The 24,994-nt window shown below is 46.0% G+C and carries 20 protein-coding genes; all 20 read right to left on the bottom strand.

The annotated features are described in order from the left end of the window. Positions 1 to 13: 13 nt before the first annotated feature. Positions 14 to 1,456, bottom strand: coding sequence for a metalloprotease TldD (gene tldD / locus AC0VYA_RS00935; protein WP_475489769.1), 1,443 nt, complete (start codon positions 1,454 to 1,456; stop codon positions 14 to 16). Beyond that, positions 1,449 to 2,279 (bottom strand): carbon-nitrogen hydrolase family protein, encoded by an 831-nt coding sequence (locus AC0VYA_RS00930; RefSeq protein WP_475489768.1) that lies wholly within the window; start codon positions 2,277 to 2,279, stop codon positions 1,449 to 1,451. The genes tldD and AC0VYA_RS00930 overlap by 8 nt, the downstream gene beginning before the upstream one ends. Further along, positions 2,272 to 6,177 (bottom strand): YhdP family protein, encoded by a 3,906-nt coding sequence (locus tag AC0VYA_RS00925; RefSeq protein WP_475489767.1) that lies wholly within the window; start codon positions 6,175 to 6,177, stop codon positions 2,272 to 2,274. The genes AC0VYA_RS00930 and AC0VYA_RS00925 overlap by 8 nt, the downstream gene beginning before the upstream one ends. Further along, positions 6,174 to 7,637 (bottom strand): ribonuclease G, encoded by a 1,464-nt coding sequence (rng, locus tag AC0VYA_RS00920; protein WP_011573124.1) that lies wholly within the window; start codon positions 7,635 to 7,637, stop codon positions 6,174 to 6,176. The genes AC0VYA_RS00925 and rng overlap by 4 nt, the downstream gene beginning before the upstream one ends. Beyond that, positions 7,627 to 8,205 (bottom strand): Maf family protein, encoded by a 579-nt coding sequence (locus AC0VYA_RS00915; RefSeq protein ID WP_475489766.1) that lies wholly within the window; start codon positions 8,203 to 8,205, stop codon positions 7,627 to 7,629. Before AC0VYA_RS00915 ends, rng begins: the two co-directional genes overlap by 11 nt. A 19-nt stretch (positions 8,206 to 8,224) precedes the next feature. Beyond that, a complete protein-coding gene (gene mreD / locus AC0VYA_RS00910; RefSeq protein ID WP_011573122.1) occupies positions 8,225 to 8,701 on the bottom strand; it encodes a rod shape-determining protein MreD in 477 nt (158 codons plus the stop codon). Next, positions 8,698 to 9,558: a rod shape-determining protein MreC gene (mreC, locus tag AC0VYA_RS00905; RefSeq protein WP_011573121.1), complete on the bottom strand. Its 861-nt coding sequence runs from the start codon at positions 9,556 to 9,558 to the stop codon at positions 8,698 to 8,700. The genes mreD and mreC overlap by 4 nt, the downstream gene beginning before the upstream one ends. Before the next feature lie 50 nt (positions 9,559 to 9,608). Then, a complete protein-coding gene (locus tag AC0VYA_RS00900) occupies positions 9,609 to 10,652 on the bottom strand; it encodes a rod shape-determining protein (protein WP_006992360.1) in 1,044 nt (347 codons plus the stop codon). 265 nt (positions 10,653 to 10,917) lie between these two features. Further along, positions 10,918 to 15,531: a DUF6701 domain-containing protein gene (locus AC0VYA_RS00895; protein WP_475489765.1), complete on the bottom strand. Its 4,614-nt coding sequence runs from the start codon at positions 15,529 to 15,531 to the stop codon at positions 10,918 to 10,920. Next, on the bottom strand, positions 15,531 to 15,971 hold the full coding sequence (locus AC0VYA_RS00890; RefSeq protein ID WP_475489764.1) for a pilus assembly PilX family protein: 441 nt from the start codon (positions 15,969 to 15,971) through the stop codon (positions 15,531 to 15,533). Before AC0VYA_RS00890 ends, AC0VYA_RS00895 begins: the two co-directional genes overlap by 1 nt. Then, positions 15,961 to 16,803: a PilW family protein gene (locus AC0VYA_RS00885; protein WP_475489763.1), complete on the bottom strand. Its 843-nt coding sequence runs from the start codon at positions 16,801 to 16,803 to the stop codon at positions 15,961 to 15,963. Before AC0VYA_RS00885 ends, AC0VYA_RS00890 begins: the two co-directional genes overlap by 11 nt. Next, positions 16,803 to 17,372: a type IV pilus modification PilV family protein gene (locus tag AC0VYA_RS00880; protein ID WP_475489762.1), complete on the bottom strand. Its 570-nt coding sequence runs from the start codon at positions 17,370 to 17,372 to the stop codon at positions 16,803 to 16,805. Before AC0VYA_RS00880 ends, AC0VYA_RS00885 begins: the two co-directional genes overlap by 1 nt. After that, entirely contained in the window at positions 17,362 to 17,928 is a 567-nt protein-coding gene (locus AC0VYA_RS00875; protein WP_475489761.1) for a prepilin-type N-terminal cleavage/methylation domain-containing protein, read from the bottom strand. Before AC0VYA_RS00875 ends, AC0VYA_RS00880 begins: the two co-directional genes overlap by 11 nt. Before the next feature lie 82 nt (positions 17,929 to 18,010). Further along, a complete protein-coding gene (locus AC0VYA_RS00870) occupies positions 18,011 to 18,565 on the bottom strand; it encodes a prepilin-type N-terminal cleavage/methylation domain-containing protein (RefSeq protein WP_473477449.1) in 555 nt (184 codons plus the stop codon). Positions 18,566 to 18,668: 103 nt separating this feature from the next. After that, positions 18,669 to 19,307: a type II secretion system protein gene (locus AC0VYA_RS00865; protein ID WP_011573114.1), complete on the bottom strand. Its 639-nt coding sequence runs from the start codon at positions 19,305 to 19,307 to the stop codon at positions 18,669 to 18,671. 17 nt (positions 19,308 to 19,324) lie between these two features. Next, positions 19,325 to 19,837 (bottom strand): hypothetical protein, encoded by a 513-nt coding sequence (locus tag AC0VYA_RS00860; RefSeq protein WP_011573113.1) that lies wholly within the window; start codon positions 19,835 to 19,837, stop codon positions 19,325 to 19,327. Positions 19,838 to 19,840: 3 nt separating this feature from the next. Beyond that, positions 19,841 to 21,058 (bottom strand): type II secretion system F family protein, encoded by a 1,218-nt coding sequence (locus AC0VYA_RS00855; protein ID WP_011573112.1) that lies wholly within the window; start codon positions 21,056 to 21,058, stop codon positions 19,841 to 19,843. After that, positions 21,051 to 22,970: a GspE/PulE family protein gene (locus AC0VYA_RS00850; protein ID WP_475489760.1), complete on the bottom strand. Its 1,920-nt coding sequence runs from the start codon at positions 22,968 to 22,970 to the stop codon at positions 21,051 to 21,053. The genes AC0VYA_RS00855 and AC0VYA_RS00850 overlap by 8 nt, the downstream gene beginning before the upstream one ends. Beyond that, a complete protein-coding gene (locus tag AC0VYA_RS00845) occupies positions 22,967 to 24,088 on the bottom strand; it encodes a tetratricopeptide repeat protein (RefSeq protein WP_475489759.1) in 1,122 nt (373 codons plus the stop codon). The genes AC0VYA_RS00850 and AC0VYA_RS00845 overlap by 4 nt, the downstream gene beginning before the upstream one ends. Next, positions 24,085 to 24,993: an ExeA family protein gene (locus tag AC0VYA_RS00840; RefSeq protein ID WP_475489758.1), complete on the bottom strand. Its 909-nt coding sequence runs from the start codon at positions 24,991 to 24,993 to the stop codon at positions 24,085 to 24,087. The genes AC0VYA_RS00845 and AC0VYA_RS00840 overlap by 4 nt, the downstream gene beginning before the upstream one ends. Between the last annotated feature and the right edge of the window lies 1 nt (position 24,994).

Below are 24,994 nucleotides of genomic sequence, written 5' to 3'. Positions count from 1 at the left end.
ACTCGGTAATTAGCTAGGCTGTACCGCCTACGGTTAGTTCATCCACTTTAAGTGTAGGCTGGCCAACCCCCACTGGCACGCTCTGGCCATCTTTTCCACACACGCCAACGCCTTTATCTAGCGCTAAATCGTTACCCACCATAGAAACCTTTTGCATGGCTTCTGGGCCGTTGCCGATCAGTGTAGCGCCCTTAATCGGCTTAGTGACCTTACCATTCTCAATGAGATACGCTTCTGAGGTAGAGAACACAAACTTTCCTGAGGTAATGTCTACTTGACCACCACCAAAGTTGGGTGCATAAATCCCATTCTTGATGCTGGCAATGATTTCTTCTGGCTCATGTTGCCCACCCAACATATAGGTGTTGGTCATGCGCGGCATAGGCAAATGTGCATATGACTCACGGCGACCGTTACCAGTAGGCTTAACACCCATCAAACGCGCATTGAGTTTATCTTGCATATAGCCAGTCAGAATGCCGTCTTTGATCAATACATTGTACTGGCTCGGGGTGCCTTCATCATCGACCGACAACGAACCACGGCGATTAGCCAATGTGCCATCGTCCACTATGGTGCAACCTGCTGAAGCAACTTGCTCCCCCATGCGCCCGCTAAAAGTCGATGCGCCTTTGCGGTTAAAATCTCCTTCAAGCCCATGCCCTACTGCTTCATGCAATAGTACACCTGGCCAGCCACTGCCTAATACCACCGGCATTTGACCCGCAGGCGCAGCCACTGCGCGCATGTTTACCCGCGCCATATGAATGGCTTCATCAGCAATCTTTTCGTAAAGTGGGCGCCCATCAGCTTGGCTTAGGAAATATTCATAGGCATAGCGGCCGCCCGCGCCTGAGCTGCCTCGTTCACGTCGCGCGTCTTTTTCCATTAACACGGAACAGTTCAAACGTACTAATGGGCGAATATCAGTGCAAAACGTACCGTCGGTAGCAGCAATTAACACTTCTTCGTAAACACCACTGATGCTCACAACCACTTGGCTTAGTGCGCTTTCTTGCTGGCGAATGTAGTTATCAACCGCACGTAAAAGGGCTATTTTTTCTTCGTCTTGCATACCTAAAATAGGATTGTCAGCATGGTACTTAGGGTCAACCTTGCTGTTTTTAAGGCCTGTCACTTTGTGCTTGCCCCCCGCACTTGCAATGTTGCGCGAGGCTTTTGCCGCTTGCATCAACGCTTCTGGGTTGATGTCATCAGAATAAGCAAACCCGGTTTTTTCGCCACTAACAGCACGCACACCTACACCGCGCTCGACGTTATAGCTGCCATCTTTAATGATGCCGTCTTCGAGCACCCACGTTTCGTGCTGGCTGGCCTGAAAATACAGATCAGCAAAATCATTATCATGTTGATAAATGGCATCTAACGCGTTTGCAAGATGGTCTCTGTCGAGGTTAGCGGCAGTAAGCAGGTTTTGTTCAACCAGATTAGACAAGGTAACTCCTGAATTTATTATGGGCATAGACCGGCATATCCCGGCGAATTCTATTAAGTATGGCAGGTTCTAGCTGAGCGTTGATCACACCGACGGACTGCGGTAATTCAGCTAAAGTTTCACCCCAAGGTGAAATAATACAGGAATGACCATGGGTTTGTCTCTGATTGGCGTGCACACCAGTTTGCCCAGCTGCTACCAAATAGCATTGATTTTCGATTGCGCGAGCGCTTAACAAAGCCTGCCAATGGGCTTCACCCGTTTTTTGAGTGAATGCCGCGGGCAGTGCTATCACGTCTAACGCTTTGTGTTCAGCCATGGCTTGAAATAACCCTGGAAAACGCACGTCGTAGCAAATGGCCAAGCCTAAATGTCCAAATGGCGTGTCTGGCACACTCACAAGTGTGCTGCCCGCTTGCGTATATTTAGACTCACAATAAGTCTTAGTGTTGTCTGCGACCTGCACGTCGAACAAGTGAATTTTTTGATATTCAGTCACCCGTTCGCCAGCATCATTGATTAACAAGCAAGATGCGGTAAATTTATCTGGGTTTTCAGTTTTCAACGGCATACTGCCAGCCACTAGCCACACACCATATTGCTTGGCCATCCCCATTAGGCGCGCCTGTATAGGGCCGTCACCCAATGACTCAGCAATACTCAGTAAAGCTTTATCGCCGCCGCCAAAACAGGCGAAACATTCAGGCAATACCACCAAGGTAGGCTCGTTTACCGTTAATTGAGCCAGTTGTTGTTCAACAAAATGCAGGTTTTCTGTGACATCAGGTGTGGATGTCATTTGCAGGGCGATAAGATTAGCCATCGGATACCTCCAGCGCTACGCGCTCTTGATCTATCTCTTGTGGGAAGCTTATATCTGTATTGTGGGCATTAGGGTCTATTGCAAGGCCAACATTTGGCGTATCAACCGGCGCTGGGTCGGTTTGTGCCGGCAAGCGAATTTCTTTACTGTCACGCTCCAACTCTTCTAATTTAGGGTCGTCTAACGTGCCCGTCAAAGAGAATTTAATATTGGATATAACCTTGGCTGACGTCAGTACCTGATCCAGTGCTAAAGCGGCCAATGCGGTTGCTGGATTAACCATATAAGCGACGATAAGCGGCAAACTGGATGTCACTTTAGGGGCAAACGCAATGTTGTAGTTTACCTCTCGGGTGTTTAAGTTGGTGTACCCTTGCATAGTGATTTCACCCGCGCCGCCATCTACCACGGTATCACGGGTATCGACGGTGCCTTGGGCCACCTGAAAACTGCCTTTCATTTTGTCGTAAAAGAAGCCCTGGGCAAATACATCACGAAAGTCTAGGCGCAGCTTACGCACCAGCGACTCTAGGCTCAACAAGCTAAATATCCGTGAGCCTTTGTCTGTTACCTCAGTGAGATAACCATCACTCAAACGCCAATCAATATCACCATTTAAGGTAGCAAAATCAAACTCAAACGGAGCGCGCTGCCAATCTAAATTGAATTTAGCTGAGGCTTTTGAGTCTTTAATACCGGAGTCAAACTCGAAACCTTTTAGAAATAAACCAAAGTCTGAACTGCTAAATTCACCTTCGATCTTGGTTTGGTTGCCGCGTGGGGTAAACAACCAATCACCACTTGCGTAAAACAATCCGTGGTCGTTATTTAAACGCAATGAATCAATGTGCATACCATTGGCGGCGCGTGATAATTTGAAGTCGACTCTACCCAAGTCTTTGTCTTCAAAACGACAGCGTTCACATAAAAACTCGACTGGCGGTAAGGTTTCGAGCTTAGGTTCAAACTCCACAGCCTTGCCTTCGCTTTTCTCCCAACCGGCCAAATCTAGGTAATCCGCTGAAATAGTAATGCCTCTGGCTAACCAGTCTTTATAGAGTGATACATTGGCCCTGACTTGCTTGGCGTTGACGTTTATTTGCCAACTGTCATTGGTGTTTTTGGTGACAGCTTCTAAGTCTGTTAATTGCTGAGAAGCCACGGTGGCACTATCAGCATTTAGAAAGATACGCTGTGGCTCGCCAATAAAGGGCTTTTTGTTGGGGTCTGAAGCGATACCTGATTCATCGCCTGTTAAATCATGCAGCAAAGAAGAAATAGCATAATACCAATTATCAATGTTCACGTAGGGTAAGTTCATAGCAACACTGAAACCTAACCCCATGGGCATATCCAATGATTCACCTATGGCTAAATGGGCTCGGGAAAATTGCATCGTTTCATAAGGCAATACCCCATCAAAGTTGACTTGTGAACCCATTTTCAAATTGACCGTTGATGCAGTCTCATCGCCGGAAATATCCAAGGTAAGCGGCTTGTTTTGATTCACCGTTTTGTTAAGCGGTTCAGGCAGCTGCGAGCCAATGCCCTGTAATCCAGAATACACGCTGGCCTGATAACTAAAACCATCTTCGGGCAAGGTCAGCTTGACATTCGCTTGCCACGGCGACTTACCATCTAAATAACTGGCCAAACTAGGCACGAATCGTTTAACCAAGGGTTTAACCTTCCAATCGCCTAGTAGATCGATATTCGCTAAGTAGCCCTCTTTGCCCTGGCGACCACTAAAATCGACCTCAACTGGCTGGTCAAATAGTTGCGCTTGCAAGCCGCTCATATCAACCACTTCATTTTTAAAAGACACCTGCCCTTTAGCGTGGGTTAAATTCATGTCAACCCGAGGTACATAAACACGGTTGTCAGCTAAGTGCACCACGCCGCTTGCCACGACATCCTTGCCTGATAGAGGAATAACCAAATTCAGGTCTACATTAAGCGCATCACTGACTTGCACTTCATCAAGGACCTTGCCCAAACTGCTGGCAAGGCTGCTGCGCTTCATTAACTCGTTAACCTGAGTGCCAAGAGCTGAGCCTTGTGCATCAATGGTTAGCACGGCTCCCACATCCAGATCTGGTATATCTGCTGATAACCCAGACAAGTTTACATCTAGTAACTTGCCTGCACTCGCTTGCATAAATAAACCTTTGTTTTCGAACAACAGATCAATGTTCAAGTCATTTAGTTGCGGCCAATCTTCAGCGAACTCGAAACTCGCGTCTTCCACCCCAACAGTAATTTGAAATACACCTTGATTATTAGCGTAAGGGAACTGGCTTAATTCTCCATTCCAAAGAATTTTTGCGCCGTTAACGTACCCAGCCTTAAGGGATCTTTGCAAATACGCTTTGGTATCTTTACCCATCACGACACCAGGGAAAAGTTGATTCACTTGTGCTACATCTAATCCGCTAATCGTGCCGCTAAGCGCAAGATAACCGGTGTTACTCTCATACCGCAGGTGTTGATCTATGTTTAGCCAATCATTGCCTAACTTCAGTTTCGGCGCATATAGTTCGATACCTTGGTCAAGAGACTGAATATATATATCAAGGTCAACCCGCTGAAATTCAATATTTCGGTCGACTATATTGTCCATTTTCCACTGAGAATTGCGCCCACGAATTTGCACTCGGCCCATGTCGTTGTGCCAGTTTACGTTTAACTCAAGATTATCTACCCCAGGCACATTGCCGCTTTGCTGCCAGCCAATTTGGCTGAGATTCACTTGGGCATAGGTATCCGATTTATCAAATTTCACATTGAATTTGTTCAAAGTGGCATTAGGCGAAAGGTCCTTCAGAAGGTTGAAATCGACCGGATTCAAAACAAGGGGTAGCAAGGGGGTAATAGCGGATAAGTCTACTCGGTCTGCATTTTGTATATGTACTTGTCCTTGGTGGTTAATTTCGCCATACCAATTGGATGTTTGCGTGCGCTCATTAGCTTGTAAGGCAAGGTCGTATAAATTGAAAACCCAACCGTCGTTACTGGGCTCTGCATTGAGTTGCCCCCCCAATATAGCTGCTGTGATTTCGGCATCTTCGTTTTGCCATACAAAACGGCTATCGGCCAAATCAAGCTGAGCATTTTTGATGTCGCCGTCTTCGATACTCGCCCACACAACAAAGTTGCCCCGACTTTCAACCAAGTCGTAACGGGTCGCCAGCCATTGATTTATCCAAGGGGATAAATCTACTTCGTGCGCTCTGGCATAAAAAGTACCGTTAAGGGAGTCTTTGTCACCGCGTAGGTCTAAGGTGAATGACGCGGAGTTACTTGCTAGCTCTTCGACCTGCAATTCACCGACGCCTTGATGATGAAGCCCGCTGTTACTCCACAGCAACTGATTAACCAACACGACTTGCTGGTCGTGCGCGGTGCTGATTTCAAACTGACTATCACTTACAGAAAACGATTGAAGTTGCTCTAGAAACAACTGCTTCAAGGCCGATACAACAGGAAAGTCACTGCCTTCTTTGTTCATCAAAGTGACATCAACCTTAACGTTCAGGCCGTTTAAGTCAAAGCGCTGAGAGCGGATCTGACGCCCCAATATTGAGCCCCAAAAATCCAGTTCGATGATGGTTTTTTTAATATCTAAACTGAGGGGAGATTGAGCATTTTGTACCAGCTGCAGGTCTTCAAGCACAATCGCTGGGCCTGCACCTTTCCACTGCGCCGTGATAGTGCCGATATTAATTTCGACCCCATATCGACCCTCGACCCATTGCTCTAAACGATGTTTTTGCCCGTCCATGTAGGGCAACGTGTAACGCACAACACTGATGGCCACGGCCACCAGCACCAACAAAATAGCAGCGCAAGTCCATAGTTTTTTAATAATATAAGCGGCATAAAAAGAGCCTGACCTCACATCATTACCACATCGTATTTATCTTGGTTGTATAGCAACTCTGTATGCACCTTTATTTGTTTAGAAACAAAGACTTCAAGCTCAGCGAGCATGTGTGATTCTTCGCCTAACAAGGCTTCGACCACAGACGGTGCCGCATAAACGACAAATTTGTCTGCATCGTAGGCACGATTCACTCGAACAATTTCACGCATGATTTCAAAACACACGGTTTCTACTGTTTTTACTGAACCGCGTCCCTTACATACTGGACATTCACCACACAGAATATGTTCCAAACTTTCCCGTGTTCTTTTTCGAGTCATTTCGATTAAGCCCAGTGCAGTAAAGCCGTGAATATTAATTTTAGCTCGGTCTTTACTGGTTGCACTTTCGAGGCTGTGAATAACGCGCCTCTTGTGATCAGCATCAGCCATATCAATAAAGTCGATTAAGATCATCCCGCCAAGGTTGCGCAAACGAAGCTGACGCGCAATCGCAGAGGTGGCCTCAATATTAGTGTTGAATATGGTTTCTTCTAAATTACGGTGCCCAACAAATGCTCCGGTGTTGATATCGATGGTGGTCATGGCTTCGGTCTGATCGATGATAATATAACCACCCGATTTCAAATCCACCCGTCGCTCTAAAGAGCGCTGCGATTCGTTCTCAACGTCGTATAAATCGAAAATAGGACGATCCCCCGGGTAGTACTCTAATAAGCGGTGTAACTCGGGCACATACTCACGGGTAAACTGCTGTAACTCATGAAAAGACAATTTAGAATCAATACGAATTCGGTCAAGCTCAGTCCCGACAAAATCACGTAACACCCGTCGCGCTAGAGGCAAATCTTCGTATAATATATGGGTTTTCTTTTTCATCCGTGAACGGATCTTTTCCCATAGACGACGCAAAAAATCAGCGTCTTGGCGCAGCTCTTGGGCTTTCACGCCTTCGGCAGCAGTACGTAAAATAAAGCCACCATTTTCACTGCAATATTCTTGTACCAAGCTCTTTAAACGCTCTCGCTCGGCTTCATCTTCAATACGCTGAGAGACACCCACATGCTCAACGCTAGGCATGAACACCAAATACCTTGATGGAATAGTGATATCTGTGGTTAAACGTGCGCCCTTCGTGCCTATTTGATCTTTGACGACCTGCACCACAATATTCTGACCATCACGCACAAGCTCACGTATGTCACGTTTTTCTAGGTGGCTTGATGACACTTCATCTTCTACTTCGCTATGAATGGCGATATCCGAAGCGTGTAAAAAGGCAGCTTTGTCTAAGCCAATATCTACAAAAGCGGCTTGCATACCCGGCAAGACTCTACTGACTTTACCGCGATATATATTGCCTACCAAGCCACGCTTGGTATGACGTTCAATGTGAACCTCTTGCAAAATACCATTTTCGATAAGGGCCACGCGAGACTCAGAGGGGGTAACATTAATTAATAGTTCAGCACTCATGGGCTAGGCTCATCCGAGAAAGTAGTTGATTCGTTTCGTACAAAGGTAATCCGACAACAGCGCTATAACTACCCTTTATATGGGTGACAAATTTTCCGCCTATGCCTTGAATAGCGTAGCCACCCGCTTTATCGCGTGGCTCACCTGTTTGCCAATATTCTTCTATCTGAGACGTGGTTAAATCACAAAAAGTCACATCTGTTTTCACCAATATACTCTCACATTGATCGCCAGAAGTGATGGTTACTGCGGTAAACACTTGATGTTTTTGACCTGAAAGTTGCTGAAGCATACGCCTAGCATCATCGAAATTTTTCGGTTTACCTAACGCTTGTTCATGAATGACCACAACTGTGTCGGCGCCTAGTGCAAGTCGATTTTCTGCTATATCGGCACTTGCTTGCCAACCCGCTTGCGCTTTTTGTTTTGCTAAGCGTTGCACATAGATTTCTGGCGTTTCACCAGGGAGTAATGTTTCGTCAATATCCGCGCTTAAGGTGGTAAAAGGCACACCGATTTGACTAAGTAACTCAGCGCGGCGGGGTGACTGAGAAGCTAAAATAAGCATAACTGATGTCTGGTGGGGCTCAGCTCAAACGAAACTGACGGCGAACCCGACGTAGTAACCAAAATATCCATGGCCAAATTACCATAGAGGTAATCACAGGCCACATGTAAGTAAGCATGAAATAGATGTCGGTTAATAAATGCATTAACCAAAATACCACTAAATTATAAAGCGCACATAAAATACCGATCACAACCGCTTGCTGCCAAACCGAATAATTACGCAAACGCTGATAATTGGCTGCAAGTACGAACACACTCAAGCTCATGGCAAAACTGTGTACGCCAATACTGGTGCCTAACAATATATCGAGTACTAAACCAACGATAAAAGCAACGCCTACATTGACGCGTTCAGGCAGGGCAAGCGCCCAATACCCTAGGACCAAAAACACCCAGTCGGGACGATACTGTTCAACTATGGCCGGCATCGGCATAATTTGCAGCACCAAAGCCACTATAATACTCAGACCGATGGTATTGTTTCTTAGTTTCATTGTTCTGCATCCGGAACAGACTGCTCTGGCCCTACAAGATTATTTGGCCACAACAAGAGTAAGTATTTCAGACGATCCAGCAGCGCCACTGGCTCAGCATTGACCTGAGCAAAAGGGCGTCCTTCATCACGGACAATCGAGGTAATTCTTGCCACCGGATAGCCTTCAGGAAATACATTGCCCAAACCAGATGAAAGCAGCAAATCGCCTTCTTCAATATCAGCGCTGTGGGGAACATGCTGAATGATTAACTCGTTTAAGCTCCCTGAGCCCGAAGCAATCATGCGTATATTGTTTCTGGCAACACGCACAGGAATGGCATGAGTCACGTCCGAAATCAGCAATACGCGGCTGTTGGTCGAACCGACCTGCATGATTTGCCCTACGATCCCTTTATCATCAATAACGGGTTGGCCTTCATACACCCCTTGAATGGCACCGCGGTCAATAACGATTTGGTGACTATAAGGGTTGTTATCTACCGCCATTAATTCTGCCACTTCTTTACGAATATCGCCGCGCACTGGGGTGTTCAGAAGACGGCGTAAGCGGTCGTTTTCTTCTTGCAGCAAAACAAAACGCTGCAACTTGCCATTAAGCACAACGGCATCGTGTTGTAGCTCAGCATTTTCTTCAAGTAATTGCTGATGCGACACCAAACGACTAGCACTGGCGTTGAGCATTTCGCTAGGTAAGTTAGCTAGATATTGAATGGGGCTGACCACAGAGTTGAGGTAAACACGGGTTGTGGCGAAACCATCAAAGACATGATCAAACACGATTAATCCGGCTGATAGCGCAAGGGCAAAAACCAGTTTAATGTGTAACGATGGACCACGCAGAAAAATCGAGTTCATATGAAATGTAAAAGCGGCTAATGCCGCTTTTTAGTATCCTTTACTTGGGGTTACTCGTAGCTAAATAAATCGCCACCGTGCAAATCGATCATCTCGAATGCTTTACCACCACCTCGTGCCACGCACGTCAAAGGATCATCAGCAATCACTACTGGTATGCCAGTTTCTTCCATTAACAAGCGATCTAAATCTTTGAGCAAAGCTCCACCACCTGTTAATACCATACCTCGCTCTGAAATATCAGACGCAAGTTCAGGAGGAGATTGCTCAAGCGCCACCATAACGGCAGAAACAATTCCACTTAATGGTTCTTGCAACGCTTCTAGAATTTCATTGCTGTTAAGTGTGAAACCTCGAGGTACGCCTTCGGCTAAGTTACGGCCACGTACTTCAATTTCTTTCACTTCTTCACCAGGATAAGCAGCACCAATCTCGTGCTTAATACGCTCGGCTGTGGCCTCACCAATAAGTGAACCAAAGTTACGGCGAATATAGCTGATAATGGCTTCATCGAATTTATCACCACCGATACGAACCGATGACGAGTAAACAATACCGTTCAATGAGATGATTGCTACCTCAGTAGTACCACCACCAATATCGACTACCATAGAGCCGGTCGCTTCTGATACGGGTAAACCCGCGCCAATCGCTGCTGCCATTGGCTCATCAATAAGATAAACCTCACGCGCGCCAGCACCTAATGCCGACTCACGGATCGCACGACGTTCTACCTGTGTAGAACCACAAGGTACACATACGAGTACGCGAGGGCTAGGGCGCAAAAAGTTGTTGTCGTGCACTTGCTTGATAAAATGCTGTAGCATTTTCTCAGTCACATAAAAGTCAGCAATAACACCGTCTTTCATGGGTCTGATGGCTTTTATGTTGCCAGGAGTACGTCCCAACATCCGTTTTGCTTCACCACCGACAGCCGCTACACTTTTAGGACCACCTGCACGCTCTTGCCGAATAGCAACAACGGAAGGCTCATTTAGTACAATTCCCTGATCCTTTATATAGATAAGCGTATTTGCTGTACCGAGGTCAATAGATAAGTCGTTGGAAAACATTCCTCGAAGCTTTTTGAACATTGAAAAACCGCAACCTGTTTGATATGAGAGATAATCCGCTAACTTTACCAATGCCCCCCGTCTTGGGCAAGTAAACACCTCATTTGACGCAATAAAAAGTGAAGAAACCTTAGTTTAATTGAGGTTTAGCTAACAAATTTTTATCAAGTCGCCAAAAAAGGACGAATATGGACGTTTCGCTACTAAAAATAGATCTAGATGAGACCACGCAATAAATAGAAAGTGCCAAGCCGATTTACATTTATTGTTGAATCATTTCTAGCCGTTAATGGAACACTTCCCGCCAATGAATAATCCGGTCATTTCCGCGGTAAAGACCAAAGGTTATTATGGAAGCGGGCCCATCGACAGCGGTCGCGCCTGAGCACAATGCTAAGTCTGGGCAGATAAAACCGTCACCGCTCCAATCAAAGTTCATGTATTGCGCCCAAGATGGATTACCCACGCTGGGATCTAAAGACACTTCAACCACACCAGCCACCCCCGGACCATTGCCTGCACCACTGCCCGTTAAGGCAAAGTTGCTGTTACCTAAGAGTTCACCACCGATTAGCGTTCCAGCACTCGTCACAGAATCAATCTGCCCGGTGATATCGTTGCTACCTTGGGCACTTAGTACGATCTGCCCTGAACTTTCGGTTAAATCGATGTTTGTACAATTGTCTTCTTGATTAAGCTGCCAACGGCCATTTAGATAATGCTCTGCGCTTACAGGGGTAACTAGAAAATCCGGTTCAGGGCCAAAGTTAGGCCCAAGCGCCAGACGCCCGTGGCGAACATTGACGTCTACTCCCGTAATATTACTGCCTGTTGCATCACTAATGCGAAATCCTTCACATCCTGAAATCGGGTAATCGCTTTGATAACACACATTATTATCCCCGCTTAAAAACGTTGTTAAAAACGTCATGTCCACAGCGGCGACGAAGGGCTCTATCAAAGGGTAAGCGGCAAAGTCCGTGGCTACTTTTTCATAGGTAAATGTGCCATCAGGCACGTCTATTAGGGTGATGCCAGTGAACGCACTGGGCGCGGTGATCGTGGCTGAAGCGGCACCGGTAATGCGCGTCACCGCTGGGCTCGCGCCAGCATGAACCGAGGCATCGTCTATCACTACAGCTGCTGCGGTATCTGGGTTATAACGCCAATAGCCGTTGATGAAGTTTTTGGTGACTTCCCCCAAGGCATTCATCGCAATTAATTCAACTTGAGTGGTCGGCGAAAAAGAAATCGGTTGACCCATATAAGTGAAGTTACCACATTGATTGACTAACTCCGGCGCGGTTGACACCTGAACGTCAAAGTATGCTGGGGTGAACTCCCCTAGAGTAATAGGATCTTGGCTATTGATGACACTTGTTGGGTTGTTGTTATCACTCAGGTAGTCGATATCCCGAATATCTAGGCGAATAACCCCCACTTCACTGAAGGTTGCCTGATAATTGTATTGCCCCTCGACGAAGGTTAACTCAGGTGTGTCTGCGAACTGCTTATTTACATTACCCGACACACTAGCGCCGTCGCCAAAGACTAATGTACCCTCGGCTGCGTTTGATTCAAAAGGCAGCATACGCTCAACCGCTATTTGTAATGAGCTTGGCTGATAATTAGGTAACGCGATATCCCCTAAGACCCCATAGGCGGTAATATTAAAAGTAAATTCTTCGCCTGCAGGGTAAACGTCTGTGTCCGCACTTGACGGATAAACACTGAAATCAGTATCGGTATAAATAAGGGCTGGCGGCGCAACCGCCAAGGTTAATTTTGTGGGGACGATATCCACACTGGTATCACCTGAGGTAATAGAAACCCCATTTATTTCAGCGGCGGCTCGCAATGCCACTCGCCCGGCATCCGCGTAATTAAACGTTCCCAATGATGCCACGCCGTCAGCGTCAAAAGTAAGAGAGACAATACCCGTGGATTCACCATCTGGGGAAGCACTCACATCGATACCGCTAAAATCAGTTAAACAACGATTTGGCGAAACACAATTCACCCCGAAAGTGACATCTTGCTGCCCTTGTAATAATGCTTTGCACACGCCGTTATCGTTTTGAACTGCGCGCAAATTTGCCCCAACAAAATTAGCTTGTGACAACTGATCAGGCAAAAACTTATCCGTCACTTGTTCACCGATAAACTCAAATCCCGCATCGACGAAATTGATGTCGCAGCTTTCTATGCCTGACCCAGTATTTAGGCAGCGCAAAGGCGCAGATGGATTAGCACGCACTATGTCTAATGTTGCTAATTTAGGCTCTAACACTGCCAGAGGTGTATTGATAATTTCGCCAGTAAACACCAATGGGTTCCCAGCCCTCCAACCATCTGGAGCTAACTCTACACTGCTTGTTTCGGTATACAATTGGGTGCAATTCTCGTCTGCACAGGCTTTTATAGAGATGTTTTCTGTTTCACAGGTTAATCCTTGACCATCATGCTCCAATTGATAGTGATGGATAGATTGGCATGTGGCGATTGCGTTCATGTCCTGTGCAATTTCTGTGCTGTTTTGCACATAAGCATTCACACGAATATTATCAAACTGGCCGTTGGCGGAGTTCGCTGTCATGTTCGTCACAATATAGTCCGAGCGGTTATCACCAAAATACAATGTGTTAAATTGGGCGATGTTGTTATTCAAATTCAAACTATTCGACCTGCCCGCTTCAGCCCCATTAATATGAATAACGGCTGTTTTCGCCGCATAGTCATAGCCCACGGCTACATGTACCCACTCACCTGCAGAAAAATTTAACCCGGAAACAATAGCTTCGGCGTCCCTATCATCAATATCCTCTAAACCAAAATACAAAGTGGATGCACGTAGGCTTAAATAAAAATACTTAGCGGTTGAATTAGAGTTTCCAGCATCGGTAGAGGCGTCGAATAACTGCCGTGCATTGTTACTCGACCAATCTTCGTTACTGCGATACCAAAAGGATATGGTCCCGGCTTGGCCAATATCATTCGGTGAGAATCCGCTATCAATAGTATCTATTACCGCTGCATCTGTGTTCATTGGCACATCCGCAAATCGGCAGGAAACCTGGGCGGTTGATAACACAGAAACCACTTCACCCAAAGGCGATGCATGGCGCTGGTTACTTGTGCTATCTAATATGCTTTGACTGCCATTAAATTCCATCTGCTCAAACTCGTAAATCGCAACAGGAGCCACAGCACAAGGTGAGACATTGTCTAGATCTGTATTGACCTGACTTTGGCTTTGCGCGTAATCGTAGATACGTACGTCATCGAATTCACCGTCTGCAGAGTTAGCCGGCGAATCGGCAAAATTGTATAGACTGCGGTTATCTCCTATGTATAACGTGTCCAAGACTGGCATGTCGCCATTCAGTCCCAGGTCTGATGTTTGACTGGCTTGACGGCCGTTGATAAAAATTTCAGCGCTATCTTTGCTGTAATCATAAGTCACTGCAATATGCACCCACTCATAAGGGGCAAAGGTTAACCCACTCACACTGGCAGCAGCATCATTATCGGTAGTGTCCTCTAGGCCAAAACGTAAAGTCCCATTGCGTAGGCTAAGATTAAAATATTTAGAGTTTGCATTGCCTATCCAAGTCGAAGCATCAAAAAGCTGCCTTCCCCTCCCATTGCTCCACGCTAATGCACTGCGATACCAAAACGATATTGTGCCCTTGTCGCCGATATCGGTGTCTACTCTAAGCTCAGTGTCTATGCCCGCGCTAATATTTGCATCAGAATTTTTCGGAACACTCATCACTTGGCAAGACGTTTGAATACTAGGAAATGTTGGAAATGCATCCCCCAAGGGTGATGCATCATATCCTGACGCTGAAGAATCAATGACGCTGTTCGTTGTCGCCCACTCTTCTTGTTCAAACTGATAAAAAGCTATCGCCGGGCCGTCACAGACTTCCGCCTTTGCCGCACTGACGTTGATATCATCCACATAGAAGCCCGATTCAGAATTTGTACCACTGACCTGAAAGCCAATAGCAACATTACTGCCCATAAAAGCACTAATATCGAAACTTTGCGCTGTACTAGAAAAGTTGCTGGCGGTGACCGTGTAATCTTTTAAATTCGTCCAAGTACTGCCACCGTTGGTGGAGATACCAAGCCTTATTAAAGATTCACCTGCATTGTGACCGACTCGGTAATTAAAATTAAGTTGAGCAGTAACGGCATCGGATAAGTCCAACCTCCGGTACACGAATCGCGCGCTATAGGAACGTGGATTTTCAGATGCGACAACCCCTAAGCGCAAACAGTTACCGGATGAACAAAGTGAATTATTGACGCGCAAATACCCGCGTGTCGGGCCATCAGACTCTCCAGCCTCTAGCCAATCGGAGCTCCAAGGCGCAGAGCCCGAAGAAGCGCTGTAACTGACTGATGGAAAATGATCAGCTATATTAAAGGTCTCGGTACTACAACCATTACTACTGATGGACCAAGTGGCCGCTAAGCCTTGCCTTACAGCTGAACCATCTGTGCTATGCGCGATAAACATGGTGCCTGAGGTAGCCACCAATACAGACGGAAGATTTGAGCCACTGAAAGTCCCTAAAAGTGGCGCACTGACATTTTCACCATCATATACAGAAAAAAAGTCATAGTTTTCTTCGTAATTAAAGTCAGAAAAGCTGAGAGTAATAGCCCCTCCCTGAGGAGCACGAATAGTAAACTCACAGTCCTCATTATTGGCATAATTACCACTTGCCCCGCCGGAATCAAATAACGCCCCGCGAGCACGTGATGTTTCTGTGTCTGAACATAGCGTGTCGGCGAGTACCTGCGAACAACTGAGCATATTCAACATCAAGAGCAAAATAAGTGAATTAAAACGGCCGATACGTTTGTGTATTGCTCTTATCCCTTTCATTACTGGATCCCATCAACCGATACGTTGCGACTGACGACTGTGTCGCCCGCAATGCATTGCCCTTGAGCAGTAAATCTAAAATATTGGTAGCTGTCACCATCGTCTAAAACCGAGACCACGGCACAACTGCTTTGATACCCGCAGTTCGCAAGTCCTGGGGTACTGGTGAAGGTAAAATTATCAGAGGCCATGCAATTACTTACCCCAACGACGGGAAACGCTGCGGCAATGGAACGCTCTACGCCTGCTCTTGCAGCGTTCAATGCTCTTTGCCCATACACTTCACTGACAACACTATCGGCAGAGGCTGCCAGCATTCTAAGCATAGCTAAACCTAAAATCGCCAAAACGATGATAATAAACAATGCGATAACCAACATGCTGCCGCGTTGCTTTCTCAGGCCGCGAGGTTGCTCAGCGCAAAGGCGTTTATGGGACATTGGGCACATGAATATCACTACTGAGGTTAATTGTTTCATCATTTAGCTCAAACGCGAGCAAGATTTGTATTAAGCTATTTCGATTCAAGGTAGCATTTTGTATGGTGAATGGCAGCTCTGCTGGATTGGCAAGATCATTGACGATATTTTCAGCCATTAAGGTGCCTCCCAAGGTAAACGCTGTTTGATCCTGTCCTATCGAGGCTTGATGTCTAAACATGCTCCCTCCGCGTATGCAGTAACTTACTGCATTTCGCACTACGTATAATCGTGAGGCAGGAGACACATCGGCAAATGCACCATCGACGGTTAATGTCGCTAAATGCTCAGCGCTATCATTTGTCGTGCAATCACCATCACCGCTGTCAGTGCAAGATAAAACGGTCCGTCGCTTTTCCTCATTAACGTCATACACATCTTGACTATCGGTAGGATAAACCACCGCCATATCACCACTTGTGATTGAAAACTGATCATTAGCATCACCCAATTCAACAGTATTTACTGTTCGCTCTGTAGAGGGTTCTAATGGTAGACGCGTGTAATAAGTGGCCCATATTGTAGGCACAAACTCTAAACACTGGGCGCTATTTTCTAGTTTGACGCGGGCGCTATTAGGTACTGAACTGCGCAACTCTCGATTTAAGCGCTCAATCACAAAACGACTTTGACTTAAGAGTTCATCTCGCTCGCTCACATCATTAAAAATCTGCACACCAGAGCGAATAAAGCTGGTGACACCAATAGACACAATACCCAGCACAATAATCACTGTGACCAGCTCAACCAAAGTAAAGCCCTTATGTCGGCCTAATGCATGTCGTGAAGTCATCAGTAGTTGTACCTGTAGGTCGAAAAAACAATCTCCTCACTACTAGGGGTTGTTATTCTTACGGTGATCAGTTTCGCAGCACCCACTGCTCCATCGTTTGTACCGTTTAAATCAGCATCGTAAAAGACCGAAACGTTGGCCCGAAATCCCTGATATAAGTTACGCCCATTGATACCTATTGTGCCGCCTGTCGCACTAAGAATAGTACCGTCCCTTTCATCTAAGCCGTTAAAGTCATCCACATCGTTATACGCACTTCGGTTTTCGCTGTCTGGTCCTAAAGCATTCGGCAGCGTGCAAGCTGGAGCGCTACCATCTCCACAACGTTCACTGGCGTTGCGACTAGAATGCTCATCGAACGACTTGCTGCTAATTTCGTTAAGCAGTGACTGGGCAAGTTCCGTCGCTCTGACTTGAAATATAGGGTCAATACTACGGGTAGTTTGCGGAACGATAAGACCAATGAAGAACGTCATCGCGATAGCGAAGACCAACATACCTATGACGAGTTCTATTAGCGTAAAGCCTAGATTCAGCCCGAACCGGATAGCACCTCGGTTAACACTCACGAATATATCCTTCGCTTTCTACGCAAATGGCCGGGGATTGCGTTCCCTGAAAGGTTATGCGGCAAGTGGCTTGGCAACTGCCAGCACTTGTCAATGGGCGACCTAGGCTATCAAATCGTATCCAATTAAATGCACCATTTCCTGTGTCTAACGTGCTCAGGCCAATACCCTCAGCAGCGATTTCACCATTACTGGTGCGTAGGAATTCAGGTGTGGTGTAATTAATCGCAGTAGCGCAAGTCGCTGTATGCTCAGCAGGGGTGTTGTTGCGATAACTAAGCGTAGGCGGGCCAAAGCCAGGATTGGAAATATTGAAGTTTATTTGGAAGCAATAATCTGCTCGGGTATCTTGCATAGCGCGTTGCTGCATGGCTCGCAGCGCTGATAGTAAACGTGACTGGTAACTGTATTCGGCGTATCCGGTGCTATCAAACCGACTTGCAGCAGATACTGCAAGTACACCAATAATCAGGATCACGACGACAAGTTCAACCAGTGTAAAACCACGTTGCAAAGCAGTAACATGAAACTTGTTTACGCTCAGCAACGTTTTCATTTTATTTGCTCCCAAAACAGCTAAAGCTGAAACAAAACATCGAGCAAACTTGTGTTTACTCGAGCAAAGGCAGCTTAGCTAATTAACAGCCGGTAGTAATACTACCTAGTACTGGCTCTGAACCTTCTTCAGTCGCACTTTCATCGTGTGTATAATATGCATAGCAGCTACCAGTATTAGTAGTGCCATTAGGGTAAATGATTAGAGCGGTTGTAGGAGACGGCGCAGTCACCCCAGCAGCGGTCAAGTCAGTCGAGATATCTTGGCTATCATCCACACAAAATTCTGTGATGCATGATCCAGATGTTCGCACCGTGACATTAGCATCAAGCATTTCATCCCATGTAAGCAACCATTCATGACGAGGATAGCCGAAATCGGTTCGTACTGAATCACCATTTTTTAAAGTGATCGTCGCCGCAGCAGATGAATTAGTCCCATTAAGTAACGATTTTGCATAAATGATATCACTCGCAGACTGCATGGCACCTTCCATTCCCCTTACCACTGACGCGCGTGCATCACCTTGAAGATCGAGAAATTTAGGCGCAGCGGTTACCGCCAAAATACCTAAAATAACGATAACAATAATCAATTCTATTAGAGTAAAACCACCCTGTTGTTTGCTGCTTTGCATAATGTTTCTCCCACTTGCTGAATTTGAAATTCTAAACTTTTTTTATTTTAACCACTCGAGCTGGCACAGGCCATTAGCAAATGGTAGCGTGTCAAATTATTGACTAATTATTACTAAAAACAATCACTTGCCCGATACGGGGATCGTATATAAAACCATTACCTGCAGTGTTGTCAACAGGCTCATTGGTATCGTTTTTTATCGTTTGGGTTAAATAATAATAACAAAGATCATTTCCCCCAGAGCCATTTCCTTCGCTTTGGCGAGTAAAATAGCGGTGGTCATCAAACGGGCGCTCATTCCAATCAGATGAAATTGTCGGCGCGCTTTGCATGATTAAGTTAAAAATACTCTCACAATCTAACAAGCTTATCTGTGTATCTTCAGTACTGCTGTCGGTATCAAGTTGTCCTGTGGGATATCCAGTATCCTGATCAACGCCAATACGAATATCGTCGATGGTCACAAAACTTAGATTAGTGGCAAAGTTCTCCTTCGGCCGCCCTTCAATTTCCCATTGAGCTCGCACTAAGCCAACACCCGTTGCATAGCCACCCGCTACCCCCTCGACCGTGGCATCTTCAGCCTCTTCCGTCACATCAAGTAAGCGCGGTAAAGCAGTAGCAGCTAACAAACCTAAAATAACTACGACTATGACCAATTCAATTAAAGTAAACCCTCGCTGACGCTGAACGCCGCCTTTAGCAAAGGTTTGGTATTGTGATCTAGCTAATTTCGTCATATTTTTTATCCATTAGGTTAACTTATAATTTTGGAAACCTGTCCCGTATACACTTTGTACTCAAAATAAGGCCCTGTTGATAATCTATATCGACAGATTGAAGACAGAGCATTATTGTTAATTTGCACACCATCATAAAATTCAGCGTACATTTTGAACCCTTCAACTTCTAATTCTGTATCCAGTACGTCTCGCCATAAAGCAGCACATCCCTCACTGGTTGGTTCTAGCTTTGGCCAACCTAGGTGGCTCATCGACAGTGGGTGTCTGCCTGTTTCATTGCCCTGAGTATCGTATTCAATCAACAAAATACTGCTGGGTCTGCCCTCATTTTGCCACTGCCAATGCGCGTTCAAGGTACTCTTAGTGAACTGCTCTACTAAGTTCTGCAGCGCTACCTTACGAATACTTGGACTGCTGTCATTAAAATAAACGATAAACCCCAGAATAAGTGAGGTGAACACGACCACTACAATCAAATTGCTAAAGAGGCTACGTTCTCGTTCATCAGAGGCTTCATTTCTACGCATAGCTTAACCTTGGATCGCTCCCATCATGTTCCACATTGGGGTAAAGATGCCCAAGGCCAGTACCAGCACCATAGCGGCAACCACCATAATAAGAATAGGCTCGATTTTAGAGGTCAGGCTCTTCAAATCGTAATCCACTTCGCGTTCGTAAAACTCGGCCGCTTCGCCTAGCAGTTCATCTACTCGGCCTGTTTCTTCACCTACATTGATCATCTGTAGCACCAAAGGCGTAAACATCTTACTTGAGCTTGCTACCCGTGAAAGGCTTTCACCTTTTTCGATGTTTTTGCGCATTTTCACGATCCTATCAGCCATGAAGGCATTGCTGACGGCATCTGCAACCAAATTTAGGGCAGTGGTTAATGGAACCCCGGAGCGCAACATCATAGAAAAACTACGGGCAAAACGACTGAGTAAAGTGCGCTCAAATATGCCCCCAACAATGGGTAAACGTAACTTGGCGCGATCCCAATTAAAGCGGCCTTTTGGGGTGTTGATATATTTAAAGACTAAAAAGATCGCTAGGCCAATGCAGATGAGCATATGCAGCCACTTTGTAATAAAAAAATCTGATGTAGCTAATAAAACGCGAGTCATTAACGGCAGTTCAGCGCCAAAGCTAGAGAACATATTGGCGAAGACCGGTATCACAAATATATTCATAATGATTAAAGCAGCGACGACAGCCAAAATTACAAATGTTGGGTAACGTGTAGCCGCTTTGATTTGTTTTCTAGTTTCCTGTTCGCGCTCCATATAGTCTGACAATTGAAGAAAGGCTTCATCCAGCCTACCGGTATTTTCCCCAACGTGCACAATGCTAACAAATAACTGACCGAAAACTTTATTATGCCGATGCAGGGCCGAAGATAGCGTGCGACCTCGCTCTAATTGATCACACACATCATTCAAAATTTTTGTCATGCGTTCGCTGTTCGAGGTCTCTGCCAAGCCCTTAACTGAACGAATTATCGGAATGCCAGATTTGGTCAGCGAATACATTTGACGCGAGAAAATAACCAAATCTTCGAGCTTTATGTTCGGGGCGAATATGGATAAATTCAGAGTCACGTTAGCAGAATCACTCACTTCTTTTATTTCAATTGGAGTGAATTTTCGGCCAAGTAAAATTTGCGCCACACTAGAAGCATCACTCGCTTCTAGGCTACCTGAGGCCAGTTCACCACTCGCGTTACGCGCTTTGTAGGTGAAATTAGCCATTGTTACCGCCTGGGCCATCGTCGCGAGGCTCTAGCTCGAAAGAGAACTCACCACTTGATGGAGTCGGTTTATTATTCTCAGAGCGAGCCGCTGAAGTGGGCGATGCGCCAGACTCTGCATTCCCCTCATGCGAGGCAGCTTGGCTGGATTGAGTCTCTGTCATTTCAACAAGTTCAGCGTTTTCTTCAAGCCCTGGCTCGGGCTCTCGCGCTTGTTCATCAGCCACCATTTCAATCAGTTTCAATACTTCATCGACTGTGGTTATCCCCATTTTGGCATACGTTAATGCAACTTTTGCCAAAGGCACGAAGCCAGGGCTGTGAAGTGCCGCTTGGCCAAACTGAACAGAGTCATTGGTTTTCAATGCATTCATCATGCTCTCTGTCATTTCTAATAACTCAAACACACCTACTCGGCCGCGATAGCCTGTATTGTTGCAGGTTTGACAACCACGGCCGCGGCGAAACGTCACATTAACCACTTGAGAGTCGATACTTTTCAGCCACAGGGATTCTTCACGTGTGGGTTGGTATGCCTCACTGCAGCTTTCACACACTTTACGCACCAAGCGCTGGGCGATAACAGCGCGCAAAGAACTCGCCACTAAATACCCTGGGGCTCCCATATCAAGTAGACGTACCGCACTGCTGATAGCATCATTGGTATGCAAGGTTGATAACACTAAGTGACCCGTCAAAGCGCCTCGAAGACCAATTTCCGCCGTTTCTTGGTCTCGCATTTCCCCGACCATGATGATGTCAGGATCTTGCCTTAGTGTTGTGCGTAAAACATTGGAGAAATTCAAGCCAATCTTACTATTGGTCTGCACTTGATTGATGCGTGGTAAGCGGTACTCGACGGGGTCTTCTACTGTGATAATTTTAGCAGAAGGCTGATTTAACTCACTTAACGCGCCGTAAAGCGTGGTTGTTTTACCAGAGCCTGTGGGTCCCGTAACCAAAATCATACCGTGGGGGCGTCTCAATAACACTCGAAAGCGTTTTAGTAAGGCGGCTGGCATACCGGTTTGCTCGAGAGAAAGCACACCGGCTGACTGATCAAGCAATCGCATCACCACTGATTCACCATTCTGTACTGGCATAGTAGAGACCCGTACATCGATGGAGTGGCCTTTGATACGCATATTCGTCCGCCCATCCTGTGGAAGGCGTTTCTCTGAAATATCGAGCCCAGACATTAGCTTCAACCTCAATACTAAAGCTGAGGCTATGTTCTTTTCCTTGATGATGTTTTCTTGCAGTACGCCATCCACCCTTAAGCGAATACGTAACATCTCGCTGTCTGGTTCGATATGGATATCTGAGGCTTTGGTTTGTAGTGCATCTTCAAAAATCGATTGCAGTAAACGGGCTACGGCAGTGTCCTGCTCATTGTCGACGCCTGTATCGAAATCAAACTCTTCATCATCTTGGTATTCTTCCGCTAATTCTTGGGCGAAAGAAGCGATATCTTCCGTTCGACGGTAGAAACGATCGTACGCTTGGAACAATTGCGCGTCACTAACAACAGCGACTTTAACAGGTTTGGGTAACACACCAGATAAAATATCAAGAGCGGCTAAATCAGCCGGGTCACTCATACCGACCAGTAAATGATCCCCTTTATCGTCAAGCACTAACGCTCTGTAACGTCGAGCCTGAACCTCTGGCAGTAGCAATACCGCTTCTACCGACACCCGATATTGGGTTACATCAATTAATGGCACCCCCAAATGCTGAGATAAAAAGGTAAGCAACTGATTCTCGGTCATAAAGCCAAGTTCAATAAGCATGTAACCTAATTTACGGCCACTTTGCTTTTGTGCAGAAAGAGTCTGCATCAATTGTTCTTCGCTAATAATCCCTTCTTGTACAAGAAGATCGCCTAAGCGAATTTTGGCTTTAGGCTTCATTCTATTCCAACCAATTCTTTCAATCGTTGACGTACAAACGTAATCACTTGCGGTGACAACTGTTGCTCGTCATCTGCTTTTTGATAACTCATTAACGCTTGTTTATTTTCACCTGCGCTGTCCTGGGCGATGCCTAATCCTAACCACCATTTAGCCTTGCGTGGCTCAGCATTGACGAGTCTTTGATAATCTTGTTGTGCTTGAGCATAGTTTTGAGTCTGTTGTGCTAACGCTCCCCTGTAAGCATAGTAATCACTGTGCAGTACTAAAGAGGGCGAGACTTCCAACAATAGGGTTAACGCTTTCGCTTGTTGGTTTTGTTGAGCAAATAATCTGGCGAGCATTAAGCGTAAATCGTGAAGCTCGGGGGCGTCTGCTAGCCCTTCGCTGAGCAAGGCTTGTGCTTCTAACATGCGATTTTCAGCAAACAACAGGGACGCTAACTTCTTGCGAATGCGCAGATTATCAGGCTCTTGGCTTAGTAACTGTTGCAATCCTTCGATGGCGATCAGTGTTTTGCCATCTCGTAAGGCTTGATTAATAGATTGTTTTAATCCGGCCTGCGCATTTTGAGCACGATTGGCTTTCTTACTAAATGTCGCTTTAGGCGGTATCACTTTTTCTGCAGCAGCGTAGGGAGGACTCATGGCACTTTTAGGATCGATAGCGACTGGACTAGACTCCGCTAATTCATCACTTTGCAGCTGAGCAACTTGCGACTCTGGCTTCTTGTCAATTTTAGGCATCGCTTGCATTTGTGAGTTTGTTTCAGGCTGCTTTTGATGACCTGAAGATAAATCTATGTTTGCCTTATCAGCCGGTTCAAGCCAAGTCATGCCGCCTTTTGCCGGCGTGTCAGGCTCAGTAGGCTCAACTACAGCTATATCCCTTAATGCAGGATTGATCATGTTACTGGACGTGTCCTGACTAGATACGTCATCTGTCACTGTCGGCCACATAAATGTCACAGCGGCGAAGAGCAACGCAATCACCATCAATAAAATCAACCATGCCAATCTTGTTGTATTGCGCTGTGGTGGCTGATAGTCCGCGCTGACCGCTTCAGAGCCAGTTTGCCTGGCCTCAAGATCTTGCAGCATTTTGTTTACCACACTCATAAGGTAAACCTCCGATACGCCATATACCCAGCCAGTGCGATGCAGATAGCAAGTAGTGTAACGACAACGAATTTACCCATACCGAAGCCCATTTTATAAGCTGCTTCCGTGTCTGCTATGGCTAATTTCACGTGCTTGATTTCCACCTGTTGCTTACCTTCACCATACGCCAACATCAGCGCTTTGTGGCATAACACATTCACGATCCGCGGAGTACCTTTACTGGCTTTAAACAATAGTTTGCACGCTCGGTTAGAGAAAATATCTCCCCCTCGATATCCGGCAACAGACATGCGATGACGCACATACTGGAACAACTGGTCAGCATTCATGAGCTTAAGCGCATAGGAAAAAGTGACCCGCTGTTTTAACTGGCGCAATTCAGGTAGGGCAAGTTTGTCGTCTAGCTCTGGCTGACCAAACAGCACTACCTGCAATAACTTTCGCGACTCAGTTTCTAAATTAGTGATTAAACGCAATGCTTCGATACTCTCTACCGGCAATGCCTGAGCCTCATCAATAATAAGAACAACTCCGCGATTCTGCTGGTTAATTTCAATCAAACGACGTTGGATACGCTGCGTAAACTCTTGTTGATCTGCGTTTTCGCTTAATGTCACATTAAGTTCAGCGGCTACAGAGCGGCGCAATTCACTTGGCGTTAAATAAGGGTTCGGAATATATGCCGCGACAAAGTGTTCTGGAAGTTCGTTAAGTAATTTGCGACAGATCAACGTTTTGCCCGTACCCACTTCGCCGGTCACTTTAATAAATCCCTCTCCCGTTTTAATGGCAGTGAGAAGCACCTCAATCGCTTCTTTATGGCTAGGCAAGCCAAAGAAATAGCTGGTATTAGGGGTTAAGGTAAAAGGCAATTCCTTTATACCGTAGTGGTATAAATACATA

It is taken from the genome of Paraglaciecola sp. QJM3NY_14 (assembly GCF_056173245.1).
Note: the sequence above shows the minus strand (reverse complement) of the source record. Positions and strands in the feature narration are given on the sequence as shown.